Here is a 15,427-nt window from a genome sequence, read left to right on the forward strand (position 1 = left end):
ATGGTGGTTCCGTCCAGAGCCAAGGGGTGGGTGATGACGTTGACGCGGCTGCCGTCCTGAAGGCGGGCGTCCACCATCGGATTGGCTTCATCTATGCGCCGCCCCACCCTGGCCGCAATGCGCTGCGCCGTGTTGAACACGTGCTCTTCATCAATAAAAGTCACTGACGAAAGTTCCAGCTTGCCAAAGCGTTCTACAAAAATCTGTCCGCAGCCATTGACCAGAATATCGTTGACCGTATCGTCGGCCAGCAGGGGTTCGATGGGGCCGACCCCAAGCATTTCGTCAAGCATCTGGCCTGCGACGCTTTCTTCTTCCTGCCCTGTCAGTTGCAGACGGTTTGCATCGCAGATGCTTTTGATCAGCGAAGAAATTTGCGTTTTCAGGTTTTCCCTGCTGGTGGTGGCCGCCTTGATGGGATCAATCTGGCTGAAAACCTCGTCATGAATCATGCGCCGCAGCTTGGCCCCGGCAGAATCAGCCTGTGCCTGCGCCTTGGAAACGCTTTTTACCTGCGCGTCAGCGCTGCGCTGTGCAGATGCGCCGCTGGTGCTGACAGATCCCTTCATGACTGGTGCATTGGCAAGCACAGGGCACACACCGGGCTTGGTGCGCACAGAAGACGAAGCGCTTTTTTCCGTATCGGCAACGGGCCTGTGGGCAGGGGCAAATGCCGCGTGGGATGCAGCAGCTTCAACATGTTTGGCAGCAGGAGCGGAAACGGCTTTTCTTGGCAACATGGCACTATCCCCCTTTCTGGTTAACGGTTAAGCAGGCGGCGGAAAAAGCCGGGCCGGGGGGCCGCCAGTGGCACGGGCCACCCCAAAATGCCGCAGGCCAGTTTTTCCACAGCGCTTTTGAAGACAGCCAGAGACGCCAGATTGAGGCTGCCCTGCAACAGGGTCTTGTCCAACGCATTCCCCATATAGGGAATTTCAACATCTACCTTGCGCTTCAAAAAATCCTCAAGCTGCTGGCGGCTTATGGCCGGGGCGTCACCGTGCCGGGCCGCGTTGGCAACCAGAAAAAGTCTTTGCCCTCTGCTTTCATCACCAAAGTCGGAAAGCAGAATGTGCGCCGCCCTTGCGTTTTGCAGCGTGTAGTCGACCAGAACAACGCGGATGTCGGCATTTTCAAGAATTTCATCGCTGCCAGATGGTCTGTGGGAGGGGATGTCCCATACAGACATAGAAAAAAGCTGGCACAACGCGCCGCCCAGTTGCAGCACCAGTTCCGGGTCCACGTGACTTTCAGGACCAGGCCGCTGGGCCAGCAGATGCAGGCGCTGCCCCTTGCCGACCTCAGCCTCCTGCGAAAGCAGGGTGCGCTGGATAAGACGAAGGTCCACTTCCGGCGCGCTGAGAATCCCCTCCAGACCACTATTGGCCTCAAGCCCCAAAGAAAGAGCCAGGTTACTGCCCCTGCGGTCGTAGTCCACGAGCACTGTGGGTATCTTGCAGGCATGGGCCAGGTGTTGCCCCAAAGCCGTCACAACAGTGCTCGCCCCTACCCCGCCCACAGCGCCAATCAGGGCGACTGTCTGGCCAAGGCGCACGCTTTCGGCCTGCGGCTGGCCAAGCCATGCGTCTTCATCAGCCCGTGAGAGAATTTCCGACACCTGCCCCATGCTTGAAGGCGTAAGCAGATAGTCAAAAATCCCGGCCTGAAGCAGCTTACGGTACAGATTCACATCCTGCCGGCTGCCCATAGCAACCAGACGGCAGCCAGGCCCTGCCACAGCAGCCAGATCGCTCAGAGCAGGAACAGGATGGGCCGTCCCGTCAATGTTCACGAAGATGGCCGCCGGGGGCGTGGACTCGCCGCACCATTCCGTAGCTTCGTGGGGACCTCCTGCCTTGATGACGCTCAGCCCCCTGCCGAGCCGATTGAAAGTATCGGTAAAACTGTCCACGTCAGCGGGCTGGCAAAAAACCGCCACGCTGTTGCTGTTCATGCCTTCCGAACTCAGAGATGCGCTATCGCTCACTGTAACTACTTATCCCCGCTGAAATTTATGTCGACAAGTTCCCTTGTTTCTCCCTTCTGGTAACGCTCGATGGCCGCTGCCGAAACATTGCCCTCTGCCGGATCAAGGCTTCTGGGCCGCAGGATGTCACGCGGGTCGCTGATCATGAGCGCGCGGTTGGCCGCATTGGCCTTGCCCAGCGTGCCCACGGCATAGTAGGGGCTGACCGTCCAGAGGTCCGGCTTGGCGATGGTGGTGTCCTGCGCATGTACGACCAGGGCTTCGGAAACTATCTCAATGTCCCAGCCCTGTTGCTGATTGGCCAGATTCTGTGCGGCCGACGAGGTTACGCCACCTGCCACATCATAAGAACCGAGCTGGGGATTCATAGCCCCGGCATTGGTCAAAGCCTGGGCCAGACGTGGAGCCATTCTCTTTCCTTCGGGGCTCAGGGGCACTATGGTAAGAATCTGCCGCCGCAATGGTCCCTGCTCTGTAAGAAGGGCATTGGCCTCTTCAATGGATTGAGCCGTAAAGCCGTTTCCGTCAGGAGCAACCCTGAGGTAGACCCCCTTGGATTGCACCCCTACCGTGGTCGTATCGGAGCTTTCATCATGAAAGTTGGTGGCGCGGGCCTTGTGCACCACACGGTCCAGGGCGCACCCGGAATACAGGGCGCACGCAAGTATCAGACCGCTGGCGCAAATAATCCTGTGTATGTAACTTGGCTTTTGCATTACGTTTTCCACTGCTGGATTTTAGTAGAGGTAGCCCACGGCGGCGCGCTTGGGCTGAAAGGCGTCTACAGCGCTCATTCCCTTGCCCGGCGTCTGCAGAATGCCGGAAGCCACGGGGTCCACAACATTGGCGGTCACAATAATGACCAGCTCTGTGTCTTTGACTTCTGTCTGTTCGTATTCAAACAGGCGTCCGAGCAACGGAATACTGCGCAAGCCAGGCACTCCTGAAACCTGCTGGGAGGCGTTGGAACGCAACATGCCCGCCAGAGCGAAACTCTGGCCGCTGGCCAGTTCTACCGTGGTTTCGGCCCGACGCACCGTAAGTGCCGGAATCGTGGAGCCGCCCTCAAGCGTCACCGAACCTTCGGCAGTCAATTCGCTGATTTCAGGCGCGATATGCAGGCTGATGCGATGTGGAGAAAGAACCGTGGGCGTCATCTTGAGAATGACACCGTAGGACTTGTATTCAATGCTGATGCTGTTGCCCGTTACGATAACCACGGGCACTTCGCCGCCGCCAGCGAACGACGCGCTCTCGCCGGACATGGCCGTGAGGTTGGGTTCTGCCAGCAGGGTGGCAAAACCTTCTTCGGCCAGGGCTGAAATAAGTCCGCTCACCGTAAAGGTGCCAAGATTCATTGCCCCGCCAAGAACGCCGCCAGAACTGGGCATATAGCTTGAGATATTGGCCTTTGTTCCGGCCACATTCATAAGATTGGTTGCGCTGCCGCTGCCGAAATACAGCGGACCGTTAACGGTATTGAGCACCGCGCGCCAGTTGAAACCCATCTGGCGGGAAAGAGAACGCGAAACTTCAACCACGCGAACCTGAATGTTTACCTGTGAGGATATTTCAACACTGAGCTGGTTAACAACGCGCGTATTGCTGCTCTTGGAGCTGCCGCCACCGCCGCCTCCTCCGCCACCGCCGCCGCCACCGCCTGCCGATTCGCCGCTGACGCTCTTGGTGGAATTGGCTTCAAGGTAGGTTTCCACCAGTTCGATAACGCGTTTGGCGTCCAAAGCGGTTTTGACATTGCCGCGTACGATCATGAGATTGCTCAGGGTCGGTTCCAGGCGCACCTTGGCCCCGGGAACGGCGCTTGAAATCTCTTCAGCCAGTTTTTTCAGATTATATTCCACAACAACATTGATGGCCGCTATAACGCCGCCAGCCTCGTCAAGGGCATAAAATGTGGTTCTGCCCACCTGCTCGCCCATCAAAAAGACGCTGTTGGGCGTAGGCATCTGGAACGTGGCTATACCCGGAGCCGCCACCAGCACCTGCGCCGCAGGCCGGGGCAGATTGAGCATGGAGCCTTCACGCACGTACAGTTTAATGGTTCCGGTTTCCTTAACGGTAGTCAAAGACCGCGGCAGGCGCGTATTTTCGCCTTTAAGTTCCACAGCCGCCTTTTGCTGGTCCGAAGCCGGCTTTCCCTCTTCCGCCGCCATTCCGTGTCCGCTCATGGCAAATACCAGAGTCCACGAAACGACTACCGTGGCCACAATCCGCAAGGTTGACCAGTAAATATCCAAGCTACGCATCACTCACTCTTTGTTTCGATATATGGTTCTGAATCCGGCGTCCCAGCGCTAAAAATTCACCGCCCCAACCTTGCTGCCATGAAATGTCTGAACCCTCTTGTCGGTCTTGCCTGTAAAGACAGCCGTGGTATCACGAAGCCGCGTGGTAGGGCTGGCAGCTGGCATTTGCACCATTTGCACGCCCCTTTCCTTGACGCCGCGCAGCGCTACCTGCAGTGAGCCGGCTTCGCGGCTTACTGCCAGATGCTCGGCATCCTTGGGGGTCACTTCAAGCGTGATGGTTTCGTAAACCACGCGGCGGGCGGGCTGACCAGGTTTCTTTGCGGCCTGTTCTTCCTGCACCTGAAGGGCAGGGCTGATGCCGTCAGTGCTGCTGTTCAGCGCCAGCACGCGTACCTGGCGCAGTATGGTCTGAGCGGCCAGAAAAGAGTGCATGCTCTGGTTATTGCCCTTGGAGGCAAGGTCTCTGGCTTCGTCCTTTTCCACACTCAGGATCACGTCTACCCAGTCTCCAGCGCTGACCAGCCCGGCATTGCTGGTTACGGCTGAAACCGGGATGGAAACCGCGCGCATGCCCGGTGCAAGAACCGCGGCAATAAACCCTGGCTCACCCGGGCGAAGCAAAACACCACCCACAAGAGGCGCGCCTTCTTCCACAACCTCACGCACGGTGGCCCCAAAGAGAAAACTTTCATGTTGCCTGCGCTTGCTCACATCTGATTCCAGTATAAGTCCGGCCCTGTTTTCTGACGGCAGAACCTCGTTCCATTCCACGGATGCACCGTCCAAAAAATCCCCCGGTAGCAGCTTTTTGGCAGCCACAAGCGCAAAAACAGGCTTGGGTTTTGGCGCGTCCTGAGCCTGAACGCTCACTTTTGGGCTTGCCGGACTGAGCAGTGCACGGGCTACCAGAGCCGTCATGCCTGCCAGCGATATGGCAAATATCAGCAAAACCACTGATGAAGTTTTCAGCTTCATGGCTTGAACATCCTTTACTGCTATAAAAAGAACTTATGCGAATAATATTTTTGCTACGGACACGGTGAACCCAAATGCTATAGCTGGCCCATATGGAATACCGTCTTTTTCAAAATTTGATGCAGCACCGCCACATAGCCGCCAACGCGGGGGAAAAAGCAGTGCTGTTCTGGATACAAGATTGAAAAAAACTGTTTCTACTTGCCGCAGCAGCGACAACTGTAAAACAAATATCCCGCCCATAATGGAAGTTGCGAATATGAAGAGCGCGGCCTCGTTGCCAGCCCAAAGGCACAGTACGGAGGCAAGCTTCACATCCCCGGCGCCGACCAGCCTCTTGCAAAAGAGCACATAGCCACCGCACAAAACCCCCAAGGCCCAGCCGCCCCCCACGGCTATCTGGGCTGCATTCCATATAGCCACTCCTTTGCTGGCCCCCGCCCAAAGCAGTGCGGCAATCCATAAAAGAAGCACCAGCAAAATCATCCTGTTGGGAATACGACGGCAGAACAGGTCACATCCTGCCGCCATCCCCACAAACACAACAACAAACCATGCAACAACAGGACATATGCCGATCATTGGCGTGTTCCCCGTACCCAAGCTCACATTCGGGCCAGCCCCCGCTGAACCGCTGCGGCTTTTCTGATGAGACAGCGCCTGCGGCATGAACCATTCGCTGTCTTTTGTGGGATTCGCCCCCGAATCCACTCAAGCCGCGTCTGTCTTCCAAAGTTATCTTCTGGCCAGAGCCAGACCAAAGAACTGACAATGCCGGCTTGTGGTCAAATCCCGCCTTGCCGCCTTACAAACAGTGGCAGTAAAATTAGTGTTTGACCCCGGTTCCGGCGTCGGTGATGTCCGTAGCAATGTCCTGAAACTTGTTCCGCAGGGCTGAAATAAAAGCTCCATCAGAACTGAAGATGTAGCCCACGGCTGCAGCCATTGCAGCAGCAAGAATACCGTATTCAATAGCTGTCACTCCACTTTCATCCTCAAGAAAACTTTTCACGCTTTTGATGGAAAACATAGCTCCTCCATAAGTTACTACAGGTAATTTCATAGCCGTTTTTGTGGTTTCACTCGCTTAAAGACACACGCACGGCTTCAGCATCAACAGCATTTCAGATTACTGTGCAACGTTTTCATCAATGTACTCGATAAGCAGTTGGGTCATATTAATGTACCAAAACTGTCCGGCCACAGTGAGTCTGCAAGATGTACCGCCGGAAACCAGCAATCCGGCCCGCCCCCACTGCTGCAGCAACGGTTCAAGCAGAGTTCGCAGGCTTTTACGTGACTCAAGTTTTGCATATTTTTGCGTTGCGCAAAGGTCTTCAAGGCTGTCAAGATCAAGCACGCCCTGCTCCAGGCCGCTACCAAGAGCCTTGTTCAGACGGTGCCTCTCTTGAGGGGCCATCATCATAGCTATGGGTTTGACGCCCTGCTGCACCTGCCCGAGCCACGCTTTATAGTCAGGCTGGTTGTAGGTCATATGGCCGTGCAGATTACCGCCCGCACCGGGGCCGAAGCCCAGGCAATCAACCCCGGCCTTGGTGTAGGTATTGTACAGGTTGCGCTCGCGGGGGGTGCGCCCCCAGTGACTTATGGAGAGCCTGCGGTATTGAGCGTCCTCGAAAAAACGCGACTGAGCCGCATACATGCCACCCTGAAATGCCGAACTGGCTGCGGGTGAAACGCTGCCGCGCTCAATGGATTTTTGCAGGGGTGAATCCTTGTGTACGCCAAGCTGATAGCAATCAAGGCCGTCCAGATTGAGGGAATGGGCAGTGCGCAGATCGTTTTGCCATACCTCCATATCCTGGTCGGGCAAACCATAGATGAGGTCTATAACTACAGATGCCTGGTCATAGGACTGTAACCGGCTGATGGCGCGCGCCATATCCTCGCGAGAACTGCGGCGCCCCATTGCACGCCGGATGCTGGTTTCAAAGGTTTGCACGCCAAGAGAAAAACGGTTGGCTCCATTTTCCAGCGCGGCCTCGATAAGGGCCTCGTCAAGGTCGGCCACGCTGCCCTCAACCGTTATTTCGCAGTCGTTGGCCAGCGGCAGGCGGCTTCGCACGGCGGAGAGAAGACGGCCCAGATCATGTGGAGCCAAGGCTGTAGGGGTTCCGCCGCCAAGATACACCGCATGGAGGGGCGTGGCCTCCTGAATGGCCCGGCCCTGCCAGATACCCAGCTCAGCAATGAGGGCGTCTGTGTAAACTGCGCTTTGCTCCGGCTGGTATTTTTCCTGAAAAAAGCTGCAATAGAGGCAACGCATCTTGCAGAAGGGAACATGAATATAGGCCATGCGCTTGCCCGATGACTCCCTGACGGTCAGCGCGTCTATGAGGTCAGACTGGCTTTCCCTGGCAACGGGCTTTCCTCCCATGCCGGGATGCACAGTAATCTTGGCCTCAAAGGCTTCACGTAAGGGATCCACTCCTTCCCGGGCATAGAAGCGGTGCGGGCCTTCCATATTCCTGCTATGCGGAACAAGAAAACGCCCGCTCAAGGGTAACCGATGGTGAGGGTGCCCTTGCATGGCCTCCCCTTTTGCCACGTGCATGTGGGCAGATGACATGATCTGCGCGCTTGAAGAGCGCCCACTCTGATCGGGGGGAACAGAGTGGGACGCCGTGGCATGGTGGGTAATTTTTTCAATATTTTCAGCATGTTTCATTTTAAATACCTATTATTTTTTAGGTAAAGTTCGTATATCCGCATAAAATTTATCTAATCATACATAGTTTGGATAAACCGAACTTCACAGCCCCTGTCTATAAAAATAGAAATTCATTGTCAATTTCTTTTTCAATTGTAAGATATTCACAATTTTCCATTAATATATTGTTATTTTTAAATAAATTTAAAACACTACTTATTAAGTTCCATATTGTTCATTAAAAACAAACTTTGTTTGGATATTGTTGAAATTTCCACCCTCTTATGCTAATCTTGCAAGGAAAACGACTAGACGACGACCAAACCGTCCATCACCCGTAAAAAAGAACTATACTTTCAGGGAGATAGCGTAATGCCGAAACCAGATGTCGCTAAGCAGCCAGCTCTGACGCCTGTGCTGGAAAACTATCTGGAAGTCATTTTTCGGATTGAAGCCAAGGATGGTGCGGTGCGGGCGAGCTCTATCGCAGACATGGCCAATGTTACGCGCTCAACAGTAACTGGCGCGGTTAAACTGCTTAAAGATATGGGCTATGTGGAGTATTCGCCGTACAGCCTGATTTATCTGACAGACAAGGGAAAGGATATCGGACGTAAAATTGCCCACAGGCATTTTGTGTTCGGCGCTTTTCTTGAAAAAATACTCATGCTCAATCCCGAAGATGCCGACGTAACAGCCTGTGCTCTTGAGCATGTGGTGCCTGAACATATAGTTCAGCGATTGGGCGAATTTGTGCTTTTTCTTAAAAGCCGCCCTGAAATGTGGTCTGACTGGCAGGAAACGTTTAAAAGGGAAAATATTTTCAAATCCAGCCATACGGCAGCCACCATTGCTGAAACCCTTGGCGGAAAGCGCAGAGGCAGCTGATGGCAAGCTGAGGCTGATGCAACAGTGATGGCTTTTCCCGAGGGCCATTCCGCGACCAGCCGTGCGCCTTTTCATAGATCTGTCGCGCAGGGCGGCAAGGCATCCCAGCCTTTCATCTGCCATAAAATATTTGCCAGATATGTCCTTGCCTCACCCACTTAAGGGTCAGCCATTTTAGATACCAAGCCGTAACATCACTCACTTATGTTAATTGGGTGTATCAACAGAAAGCCCTGTCCGAAATCTTTTGGACAGGGCTTCACTCTGATTTTACAAAAAATGACTGGCGCAGGGCGTGCAGTAAAATCAGTCTGGGTATGCTGAGTTTGCAGCATTCAGCAACCGCATGCTGCCACGGCGGCCCTGCATCACATTCCGGTAAAATTCATTGCCGGAGGCTACGGCGTAGAATTACATAACTTACATAACTATCAAAACTTCAAAAACATATTATAAAGTTACATAAAAAGATTTCGCTGCCTTGCAGGGGTAAACAGGTGACAAATACTGTCAGGAGGGTTTACCCATGCAACACGCAGAAACGTCATCCGGCGGCTTGCTGGACAAGTTTTGCAGCTTCAAGGTCGGGCCGGTTCCCCTGCCCCTCTACATCTGTTTTGCCATTATCATCTTTGCGGCCTCTTATTACGGCAAACTGCCCAAAGACATGATTGGCGGATTTGCCGTCATGCTGGTTATGGGCATACTCCTTGGCGATATGGGGCTGCGCATCCCCATTCTCAAAGACATCGGCGGCCCGGCCATTCTTTCCATCTTCATTCCTTCAGTTCTTGTTTATTACAGCCTGCTTGACGGCCCTGCCAAGGAAGCCATCATACATTTTACAGCTGGCAAGAACGGCGGCGCGAACTTTCTTTATTTCTACATTGCCTGCCTGGTGACAGGCAGTATACTTGGCATGCTGCGGCAAGTGCTTATTCAGGGCTTCTTGCGCATGTTCATACCTCTCATTCTCGGCACCGTGGCCAGTTGCCTTGTGGGCACAGCCGTGGGCACCATGCTGGGGCACGGTCTGTTTGAAACATTCTTTTATATCGTAGTGCCCATCATTTCCGGCGGCGTGGGCGAAGGCATTTTGCCCCTTTCTGCCGGGTATGCAGAAATTCAGGGCACCGACCCCGGCAGGTTCATCGCTATGGTGGCGCCCGCCGCAATGCTTGGCAACGTTACCGCCATTATCTGCGCGGGCATACTCAAGCGCTATGCGCTGAAAAATCCCCACCAGACAGGCAACGGCAAGCTTGTGCGTGTGGGCGATGACAATCTGAATCTCACGAAAGAAGAAGAACCCATTGACGTGACCATTCTGGGCATGGGCCTGCTGACTGCCTGCTGCTTCTACCTGTTCGGCATGCTGGTCAACCTTGTCATACCCATTCCTGCGCCCATTATCATGATTCTCTCGGCTGCCATTGCCAAGGCCACGGGCATCATGCCCAAGATTGCTGAAAAGGCTGCCTACCAGTTCTATCTGTTCGTTTCCAAAAACCTCACCTGGGCACTTCTTGTAGGCGTGGGCGTTTGCTACACGCCGTGGAAGGACGTTGTGGCGGTCATACAGCCCAGCTACATCATCACCGTTGTGACCACGGTACTGGCTATGGTGGGTACAGGATTTTTCAGCGCCAAGTTCCTCAACATGTACCCCGTGGAAGCAGCTCTGGTTACCGGATGCCACAGCGGTCTCGGCGGTACGGGCGACGTGGCCATCCTCTCCGCAGCCGGGCGTATGGAACTCATGCCCTTCGCCCAGATATCCACACGCATCGGCGGCGCGGCCGTGGTAGTTATGGCCGTTATTCTCATGCGCATGTTCTACGCTGGCTAGAGACGTTTTCATCTGACAAACTGCCGCGCTTGCATGGCGCTCACCCTTTCCCGCCGCCCCGGACAAAACTCGTGAACGGGGCGGCGGGAAAAAGCAGGAAAGCATATGCAGGGCTACCTTGAAATTATTACAGACTATGACCTCGCCCAGGCTGAAGACCTGCTTGCAAAGGCGGGGCTGAGTCTGCCCGCAGGACGCACCTACGGCCTTGGTTTTTACGAAGACGGCCGTCTGGCCGCCTGTGGCTTTTTGGCGGGCAATGTTATTTGCGGCATCTGTGTGGCGCAGCATGCCCGCGAAGGCGGGTTGGCCACCTCCATTCTAAGCCGCATTGTGTTGCACGGCAGGCAAGAGGGTGTGAGTCATTTCTTCATCTTCACCAAGGCATCGGAAGCTCTGAAATTCAAAGATTCCGGTTTTGACCTTTTGGCAAAAACAGAAGACGCGGGCCTGCTGGAACAAGGACGGCCCAGCTATGCCGACTGGCTCAATGCCACACGGGCAGCCATAAACGGTCACGGCTGGAAAACAGCTGATACGGACGCGTCTTCCACTACGGCCACTTCCTCGAATGAAGGGTTTGGAGCCATTGTCATGAACGCCAATCCCTTTACGCGGGGGCACGAATATCTGGCGCGCACGGCGGCTTCGGCCTGCGAAAAACTGCTTGTCTTTGTAGTTGAAGAAGACGTTTCGGTATTTCCCTTTGCCGTACGCTTCAACCTTGTACGCAAAGGCCTTGCGGATGTGGGCAATGTTCTTGTGCTGCCCGCAGGGCCATACATGGTTTCACGCGCCAGCTTTCCGGCCTATTTCACGGCAGATGCAAAGGTAGGGTCGATTCACGCCACCCTGGACTGCACCATCTTCGCCACACGCATAGCCAGAGATTTGGGTATAAGCCTGAGATTCGTGGGAACCGAGCCTTTTGATCCCGTTACCGCCGCCTACAATGCCGCAATGGCCTCCGTATTTGAAAAACACGGCATTGCGTTGCAAGAAATTCCACGTCTGGAAGCATCCGCCCAAAGCATCAGCGCTTCAAAAGTGCGGGCGTATTTCAAAACCGATGTTTCGGAAGAGTCCTGGCAGACCCTTGCCAAAATGCTGCCGCCAGTGACCTGGGATTTCCTGCGCTCAGAAGAATCCGCAACAATACGGCAAAAACTCAGAGATCACGTTGGGCGACATTGATATTTTATAGTTGCCAAATGGCGGTTTTGGCCGCCACAGGAGATCGCAATGGATAAACAGTGCAGTGCCGTGGCAGGCACACTGGAATCAAACGATATTTTTATCACCATTACTGCGGTTGGCGGAGCAGACACGGTTATCAGCCTGTCCAGCATCGTCATGAACCAGTTTGGTGAGGCCATTCGCTCGGTTGTTGAACAGTGCATGGCGCAATCCGGCCTCAAGGGTGTGGAAGTGGCCGTGCAGGACAAAGGCGCGCTGGAGTGCACCATAAAGGCCCGTATGGGAACAGCCATCGCCCGCTTCAAGGAGAAAATGTGATGCGCAACAGAACCTTTCTTTTCATGCCGGGCAACAACCCCGGCATGCTTGCCAGCGCGCAATGCCTGGGAGCCGATGTTGTCATTTTTGACCTCGAAGACGCCGTGGCGCAAACGGAAAAGGACGCCGCACGCACCTTGGTGAGCCACGCCCTGACAGAACTGCGCCCGCAAGGCGTAGGGGTGACAGTGCGCATTAACGGTCTGGATACGCCATATTGGCAAGCTGATATGGAAGCCGTTGTCGCCGCCGGAACGGATTTTGTCATGGTTCCGAAAATTGAAAATGCGGATCAGATACTGCAAGTGGCTGCGGCCATAGAAAGCGCACGGCAAAAATGCGGCAGCACAGCTACCGTCAAGGCGCTTGCCATTATCGAAACGCCTCTGGGGTTGGAAAATGCCTACGCCATAGCCTCGGCCAGCAAAATTCTGCACGGCATTCTTCTTGGTGCTGAGGATTTTACCGCCTCAATGGGTGCCCAACGTACAGCTGATGGGGCAGAAATCGCCTACGCGCGTTCACGCCTGCTCACTGCCTGCAAAGCAGCGGGCGTTCTGGCCATTGATACCCCCTTTCCCTTTGTGGCTGACCTTGAAGGGCTTGAAAAAGATGCCGCCTTTGCCGTGCAACTGGGCTTTGACGGCAAGGCTGTCATTTCGCCCCACCACGTACACAGGGTCAATCAGGCATTCATGCCCGCGCCGGAAAAGGTCAACTGGGCCCGGCGCGTAATGGCGGCGGCCCGCAAGGCCAGCGAAGAAGGCAAAGGAGCCGTTTCACTGGACGGAATGATGATTGACCTGCCCATTATCAAACGGGCGGAACGCATCCTGTTTCTGGCTGATGCATAAGGGGGCACTGTAATGAAACGCAAATATATCTCTACCATTGCCGACGCGCTGCGTGAATGCGGCCTCAAAGACGGCATGACCCTGTCCTTCCACCACCACTTGCGCAATGGCGACCATGTGGTCAACATGACGATGGACGCAGTGGCCGCTCTTGGCGTCAAGGGCATCACCGTGGCCTGCTCTTCGCTTTTTCCCGTGCATGAGCACCTGATCGAACATATCAAAAACGGCGTCATCACCGGACTTGATACAGATTACATGAGTGGCCCCCTGGCCAAGGCCATCACAAGCGGTATTTTACCCACGCCTGTCATGTTCCGCTCGCACGGGGGGCGTCCCCGCGCCATTGGCGAAGGGTCGCTCAAGGTCGACATTGCCGTTGTCGCAGCACCCGCTGTGGACGCTATGGGCAATATCACGGGCACCGAAGGGCCGTCTGCCTGCGGTTCGCTGGGATATATCATTCCCGACACGCAGCATGCCGCAAAAGTCGTCGCTGTGACCGATTATGTGGTTGAAGGCGGACTCAGCCGCATAAGCATCCCGCACGATGTGGTGGACCATGTGGTGGTGGTGGACAAAATCGGTGATCCCGCTGGTATTGTCTCCGGGTCCATCAGCCTCACGCGTGATCCTGTGGCCCTGGCCATTGCCCGAAATGCCCAGGCCGTCATCAGGGCTTCCGGCCTGCTGCAGGACGGCTTTTGCTATCAAACAGGCGCTGGCGGGGCTTCGCTGGCGGCATCGCTCTTTCTGCGTGAAGACATGCGGGCCATGAACGTACACGGCGGCTTTCTGCTGGGCGGAATCACCAAATATATGGTTGAAATGCTCGAAGAAGGCCTGTTCGACAACGTGTTCGACGTGCAGTGCTTTGACCTGAGCAGCGTTAAATCCATTGCCCAGAACCCGCGCCACGTTGAAATATCCGCCGACACCTATGCCAACCCCAACAGAAAAAGCAATTGCGTGGATTTTCTCGACGCGGTTTTGCTGGGTGGCACTGAAATTGACCTCGATTTCAACGTCAACGTCACCACGGACTCCAACGGAAACATCATCGGCGGTTCCGGTGGCCATAACGATGCGGCGGCAGGAGCCAAGCTGACCATCATTGTCGCCCCTCTTGTGCGCGCCCGCTTGCCCATTGTGGTAGAAAAATGCACCACCCTGACCACCATAGGGTCCACAGTGGACGTTCTTGTGACGGAGCGCGGCATTGCCGTAAACCCGGCGCGCAAGGAACTGGCAGACAAACTGCGTGACGCGCGCCTGTCCGTATGCGGTATTGAAGACCTGCACGACCAGGCCGTGCGCATGACAGGAAAACCCCGCCCCTACGAGCGTGGCGACAAGGTTGTGGGCACGATGGAATATCGCGACGGAACCATTGTGGACCATATCTACGCCACAAAATAGCAGGCGTATGCCTCGCATTCCGGCGCGGCGCAAGCCATAACACGCCGCGCCGGAAACGGAGTTTTAATGAGCCAGACCGCCATTCTTGCCGCCATCCTTGCTGAAAGAGAAGCGCGCTGGAACATGCGCCGCGAGTTTGCCGCAAAGCACGGGCAACCCGTGCTTTCGCTCACGCTCAACATACCCGGCGCGGATAAAAATCCGGCGGGGTCGGCAGAGGCTTTCGCCAGCCTGCAACAATGCCTTCGTCACACGATTGAGCAAAATTGCGGCCATGCTGGCTGTATGCTGGCCGAAAAAGAACGCACGGGAGTCGACGGCCCTTGCTGGATAGCCTCTGTAAATCTTGCCCCGCTGGCACTCAAGACTCTTTGTGTGGCCGTGGAAGAAGAGCACCCCCTGGGCAGGCTGGCTGATGCGGACGTGCTGGACGCGCAGGGCCAGCCTGTGAACCGGGCAGGCATCGGGCATGAGGCGCGGCGCTGCTTTTTGTGCGAAGCCCCGGCAAGTCTTTGCCGCAGGCAAGGCAAGCACAGCCCAGAGCAAATTGTGGATTATGCGCGCAAACTGCTGAAACATGCCCGCCATGAGGGGCATCGCTGATATTTTCAACTCACTGGCTCTTGGCGGCAAACCAACAGTTCCCGATCACGCCACACGCCTGCCACTAGGGCGAAGATCATCAGCTTTACGAGGAATTTCGTATGCCTGAAAATTGTTGTTCTCACCCTTCTTCAGCAATATTGGCCCCTGCAATGTTGACCTCGCCAACGCCAGCTTCGATAACAACAGGCTTGCCCGTGCCAGTTTCCCTAGCGCCAGACTCCTTAATGCAAGCATCCGCGGTGCTGGCCCCTGTCGTTCCACTACCGGAACTGACGTGCCTTTGCGCATACGCCTACGCGCGACAGCACAAACCACGACTGGCATCAACCCGTGTCGGTGAACTGGCAACGCGGGCAGCCATTCTTGAGGCAGCCGCCGGGCCCAAGCCGGGGC

Annotated in this window: 15 protein-coding genes; 7 read left to right on the forward strand and 8 right to left on the reverse strand. The window is 55.3% G+C overall.

Annotated elements, in window-relative coordinates; all coding sequences use genetic code 11:
• The 8 genes from QM579_RS09360 to hutW form a co-directional block, all read right to left on the reverse strand.
• The coding region (locus QM579_RS09360; RefSeq protein ID WP_414998898.1) for an ATPase, T2SS/T4P/T4SS family at positions 1–740 on the reverse strand (740 nt) is incomplete at its 3' end.
• A gap of 20 nt (positions 741–760) precedes the next feature.
• Positions 761–1,987, reverse strand: coding sequence for an AAA family ATPase (locus QM579_RS09365; protein ID WP_414998899.1), 1,227 nt, complete (start codon positions 1,985–1,987; stop codon positions 761–763).
• Positions 1,988–1,992: 5 nt separating this feature from the next.
• Positions 1,993–2,703: a CpaD family pilus assembly lipoprotein gene (locus tag QM579_RS09370; RefSeq protein ID WP_414998900.1), complete on the reverse strand. Its 711-nt coding sequence runs from the start codon at positions 2,701–2,703 to the stop codon at positions 1,993–1,995.
• A gap of 21 nt (positions 2,704–2,724) precedes the next feature.
• Positions 2,725–4,254, reverse strand: a complete 1,530-nt coding sequence (locus QM579_RS09375; RefSeq protein WP_414998901.1) for a type II and III secretion system protein family protein — start codon at positions 4,252–4,254, stop codon at positions 2,725–2,727.
• 48 nt (positions 4,255–4,302) lie between these two features.
• A complete protein-coding gene (gene cpaB / locus QM579_RS09380; protein WP_414998902.1) occupies positions 4,303–5,232 on the reverse strand; it encodes a Flp pilus assembly protein CpaB in 930 nt (309 codons plus the stop codon).
• Positions 5,233–5,265: 33 nt separating this feature from the next.
• Complete coding sequence (locus QM579_RS09385) at positions 5,266–5,814, reverse strand: A24 family peptidase (protein WP_414998903.1); 549 nt, start codon at positions 5,812–5,814, stop codon at positions 5,266–5,268.
• A gap of 244 nt (positions 5,815–6,058) precedes the next feature.
• Positions 6,059–6,262 (reverse strand): Flp family type IVb pilin, encoded by a 204-nt coding sequence (locus QM579_RS09390; RefSeq protein ID WP_183717348.1) that lies wholly within the window; start codon positions 6,260–6,262, stop codon positions 6,059–6,061.
• A 99-nt stretch (positions 6,263–6,361) separates the two neighbouring features.
• Positions 6,362–7,921 (reverse strand): heme anaerobic degradation radical SAM methyltransferase ChuW/HutW, encoded by a 1,560-nt coding sequence (gene hutW, locus QM579_RS09395; RefSeq protein ID WP_414998904.1) that lies wholly within the window; start codon positions 7,919–7,921, stop codon positions 6,362–6,364.
• 354 nt (positions 7,922–8,275) lie between these two features.
• Between hutW and QM579_RS09400 the strand changes: the two genes are divergently transcribed.
• The 7 genes from QM579_RS09400 to citX all read left to right on the forward strand — a co-directional run bounded on the left by QM579_RS09400 (position 8,276) and on the right by citX (position 15,031).
• Positions 8,276–8,791, forward strand: coding sequence for a metal-dependent transcriptional regulator (locus QM579_RS09400; protein ID WP_414998905.1), 516 nt, complete (start codon positions 8,276–8,278; stop codon positions 8,789–8,791).
• A 526-nt stretch (positions 8,792–9,317) separates the two neighbouring features.
• Positions 9,318–10,640, forward strand: a complete 1,323-nt coding sequence (locus QM579_RS09405; protein ID WP_414998906.1) for a 2-hydroxycarboxylate transporter family protein — start codon at positions 9,318–9,320, stop codon at positions 10,638–10,640.
• A 105-nt stretch (positions 10,641–10,745) separates the two neighbouring features.
• The gene (locus QM579_RS09410) at positions 10,746–11,834 is read left to right on the forward strand and encodes a hypothetical protein (protein WP_414998907.1); all 1,089 of its coding nucleotides are present in this window, start codon (positions 10,746–10,748) and stop codon (positions 11,832–11,834) included.
• 48 nt (positions 11,835–11,882) lie between these two features.
• Positions 11,883–12,155 (forward strand): citrate lyase acyl carrier protein, encoded by a 273-nt coding sequence (gene citD, locus QM579_RS09415; RefSeq protein ID WP_414998908.1) that lies wholly within the window; start codon positions 11,883–11,885, stop codon positions 12,153–12,155.
• Positions 12,155–13,009, forward strand: coding sequence for an HpcH/HpaI aldolase/citrate lyase family protein (locus tag QM579_RS09420; RefSeq protein WP_414998911.1), 855 nt, complete (start codon positions 12,155–12,157; stop codon positions 13,007–13,009). Before citD ends, QM579_RS09420 begins: the two co-directional genes overlap by 1 nt.
• Positions 13,010–13,021: 12 nt before the next feature.
• Positions 13,022–14,428: a citrate lyase subunit alpha gene (gene citF, locus QM579_RS09425; RefSeq protein WP_414998909.1), complete on the forward strand. Its 1,407-nt coding sequence runs from the start codon at positions 13,022–13,024 to the stop codon at positions 14,426–14,428.
• A gap of 66 nt (positions 14,429–14,494) precedes the next feature.
• Positions 14,495–15,031 (forward strand): citrate lyase holo-[acyl-carrier protein] synthase, encoded by a 537-nt coding sequence (citX, locus tag QM579_RS09430; protein ID WP_414998910.1) that lies wholly within the window; start codon positions 14,495–14,497, stop codon positions 15,029–15,031.
• The last annotated feature ends 396 nt before the right edge of the window (positions 15,032–15,427 follow it).

The organism is Desulfovibrio sp. (assembly GCF_047607245.1).
Lineage (GTDB): Bacteria > Desulfobacterota > Desulfovibrionia > Desulfovibrionales > Desulfovibrionaceae > Desulfovibrio.

Excerpts from the sequence above, each read along its gene's own strand:
- QM579_RS09370 (WP_414998900.1), bottom strand. The coding sequence starts at position 2,703 with ATGCAAAAGCCAAGTTACATACACAGGATTATTTGCGCCAGCGGTCTG.
- QM579_RS09375 (WP_414998901.1), bottom strand. The coding sequence starts at position 4,254 with ATGCGTAGCTTGGATATTTACTGGTCAACCTTGCGGATTGTGGCCACG.
- cpaB (WP_414998902.1), bottom strand. The coding sequence starts at position 5,232 with ATGAAGCTGAAAACTTCATCAGTGGTTTTGCTGATATTTGCCATATCG.
- QM579_RS09385 (WP_414998903.1), bottom strand. The coding sequence starts at position 5,814 with ATGATCGGCATATGTCCTGTTGTTGCATGGTTTGTTGTTGTGTTTGTG.
- QM579_RS09390 (WP_183717348.1), bottom strand. The coding sequence starts at position 6,262 with ATGTTTTCCATCAAAAGCGTGAAAAGTTTTCTTGAGGATGAAAGTGGA.
- hutW (WP_414998904.1), bottom strand. The coding sequence starts at position 7,921 with ATGAAACATGCTGAAAATATTGAAAAAATTACCCACCATGCCACGGCG.
- QM579_RS09400 (WP_414998905.1), top strand. The coding sequence starts at position 8,276 with ATGCCGAAACCAGATGTCGCTAAGCAGCCAGCTCTGACGCCTGTGCTG.
- QM579_RS09405 (WP_414998906.1), top strand. The coding sequence starts at position 9,318 with ATGCAACACGCAGAAACGTCATCCGGCGGCTTGCTGGACAAGTTTTGC.
- QM579_RS09410 (WP_414998907.1), top strand. The coding sequence starts at position 10,746 with ATGCAGGGCTACCTTGAAATTATTACAGACTATGACCTCGCCCAGGCT.
- citD (WP_414998908.1), top strand. The coding sequence starts at position 11,883 with ATGGATAAACAGTGCAGTGCCGTGGCAGGCACACTGGAATCAAACGAT.
- QM579_RS09420 (WP_414998911.1), top strand. The coding sequence starts at position 12,155 with ATGCGCAACAGAACCTTTCTTTTCATGCCGGGCAACAACCCCGGCATG.
- citF (WP_414998909.1), top strand. The coding sequence starts at position 13,022 with ATGAAACGCAAATATATCTCTACCATTGCCGACGCGCTGCGTGAATGC.
- citX (WP_414998910.1), top strand. The coding sequence starts at position 14,495 with ATGAGCCAGACCGCCATTCTTGCCGCCATCCTTGCTGAAAGAGAAGCG.